General features: G+C 66.6%; 3 protein-coding genes. 2 read left to right on the plus strand and 1 reads right to left on the minus strand.

Annotation, left to right across the window (positions count from 1 at the left end; translation table 11 throughout):
- The first annotated feature begins 252 nt into the window (after positions 1-252).
- Entirely contained in the window at positions 253-687 is a 435-nt protein-coding gene (locus ACQUQ1_RS21995; protein ID WP_435066326.1) for a group I intron-associated PD-(D/E)XK endonuclease, read from the plus strand.
- A gap of 69 nt (positions 688-756) precedes the next feature.
- On the opposite strand, the gene ACQUQ1_RS22000 is transcribed toward ACQUQ1_RS21995, so the two are convergent.
- Positions 757-882 carry a hypothetical protein gene (locus ACQUQ1_RS22000; RefSeq protein WP_435066327.1) on the minus strand — a complete coding sequence of 42 codons (126 nt, stop codon included), beginning with the start codon at positions 880-882 and terminating at the stop codon, positions 757-759.
- A gap of 154 nt (positions 883-1,036) precedes the next feature.
- On the opposite strand from ACQUQ1_RS22000, the gene ACQUQ1_RS22005 reads away from it, so the two are divergent.
- Complete coding sequence (locus ACQUQ1_RS22005; RefSeq protein ID WP_435066328.1) at positions 1,037-2,020, plus strand: calcium/sodium antiporter; 984 nt, start codon at positions 1,037-1,039, stop codon at positions 2,018-2,020.
- Positions 2,021-2,269 lie beyond the last annotated feature (249 nt).

Here is a 2,269-nt window from a genome sequence, read left to right on the forward strand (position 1 = left end):
CGACGAGCCGAGCGAGTTGCCCATGTGTCCGTGACCCCGTCACGAGCGGATCTGAACCGGGGAGTGGAGCGAAACGCGGTGAGCGGGACGACTTGGCGCATCCCGGTCCCGGCACCCTCTGACCACCGAAACCGAGGAACGTAGCGGGTGGCGTCGTCGTGCGTTGCGACAAGCACGGATCGATCGTGACGAGATCGGTCTACGAGTCGCTCTCGGTTAGGATTTCAAATACGATCACGGTCAAGGATCCGTATGGTCCCGACAGACGGTCTCACAAATTCGAAGGACACCGGTGACGTGACCGAGGCGCGCTCCATCCTCGAACTGACTTCCGCCGGATACAGCGTCTCCGTACCCTTCGGCGACAACGACAGCTACGATCTACTGGTCGAGGTTGATGACGGCTTCATCCGAGTGCAGTGTAAAACCGCATGGTCGGTCGGTTCTCGTGTGATCCGATTCAACACCCACTCCCAGACGACAGCCGACGGTGAGTACTACGAACGGACCTACGACGGGGAGGTGGACGCGTTCTTTGTCAGGTACCCGGAAACGGATACGTGTTACTGGGTAGACATAGACGCTGTCTCCGGACACCGAATGGACCTCCGTGAGGAGGCGGAGATCGACCACCCCGCGATCAACTGGGCCGAGGACTACGAGTTCGACGGCACCATTCCCCAGTGACGGCCCGAAGGTACCGTACCGGCCGCACGACCGTCGTCCGTCACTGGCGTCTTCGGCGGGCTCTCGCTCCTACAGTCGATAGACGAGCACCGCCTGTCCTCCGTCGACGGGCTCCCGTCGGTCCCGGTCGGCGTCGGCGTGGAGCAGGCGTCGCGGCTGACCCGTCGCCGGCGGATCTGAATCGAGAAGTGGCACGAACGGAGCGAGCGGCACGACCGCGGTTCGAATGAATCGACTCGATCCGGTCCCGGGAGTCGAGCCGGATGGGTCCAGGCGCATCGACGACGACGGTTCGACGACGAGCACGGCACCCATGTTTAATGCCCCACTCGGGGAAGCGGGGTCCACGATGGTCCAAGGCGGCCCGGCAGTCCAGGTCGGCGTCATCGTCGTCTCGGTGTTGGGGCTGTGGATCGGTGCTCGGGCGCTCGTCGATGCCGTCGTGCGGCTGTCCAGACGCTTCGGCCTCTCGGAGCTCACCATCGGGCTCACGGTCGTCGCGATGGGCACGTCCATGCCGGAACTCATCGTCTCGGTGGACGCCGCGCTCACGGGACTCGGCGACATCGCGGTCGCCAACGTCCTCGGGTCGAACATCTACAACCTGGCGTTCATCCTCGGCTTCATCTCGGTGGTCAGGGTGATCCCGATCGCCGACTCGCTCCTGCACAGGGACGGGATCGCTCTCCTCGCGAGCACGCTCGTCGGCGGACTCGCCGTCCTCGACCTCCGGGTCACCCGGTTCGAGGGGATCCTCCTGGCCGGAGCCTTCGTCGTCTACACCGCGTACCTGCTCAGGGCGAACCGGAGCACGCCCGGGGACACCGGCGAGCACGGGGGTGCCGAGGACGCGGTCGTGCGGACGGCAACCGAGCGCGTCTCGTTTCGCGGGCGCGACGTCGCGCTCCTCGTCGGCGGGCTGGCGCTCGTGCTCGTGAGCGGGGATTACATGGTCGTCGCGGCGACCCAGTTGGCCCGGGGAGTCGGTATCTCGGAGTGGGTCATCGGCGGCACGATAGTCGCGGCGGGGACGTCGACCCCGGAGTTCGCGGTCTCGCTGATTGCCATCAGGCGGGAGAGCCTCGGCGTCTCGGTGGGCAACGTCATCGGCAGCAACGTGTACAACATCACGGGGATCTTGGGCGTCGGAGCGCTCGTCCGGCCGCTCGCGATGACCGGCTCGGCCGCGACGACGGTCCTGTGGCTCGCGGGCGTTTCCCTGGTGATGGTCGCGGCGTTGTGGACGGGACGGGTGCTCACCCGGGTCGAGGGAGCGCTGTTCGTCCTCTCGGAGGTCGTCCGTTGGGTGTTAGGTATCCTCAGAGTGATCTGAGCGGGCGCGTCTCTGGGTCGAGCGAACAGGGGCGGGTCGTGCTCGTGATCCGACCCGAGTCCGTCAGCGGCCAGGCGCCGCCGTCACGGACCTACCGACCGCGAACGACCCGGACCGGCGACGGCGCGACGGCTTCGACGCCCCGCCCCTCGGCGACTCGTGGACCGGTGCCGTCTCGGCCACCAACGTCTTATCGCGGGCTTTCGCTCGTACGGGCGATGGACGAGCACCGCCTGCTCCACGTCGACG

Source organism: Halobaculum sp. EA56 (assembly GCF_051195075.1).
Taxonomy (GTDB): Archaea; Halobacteriota; Halobacteria; order Halobacteriales; family Haloferacaceae; genus Halobaculum.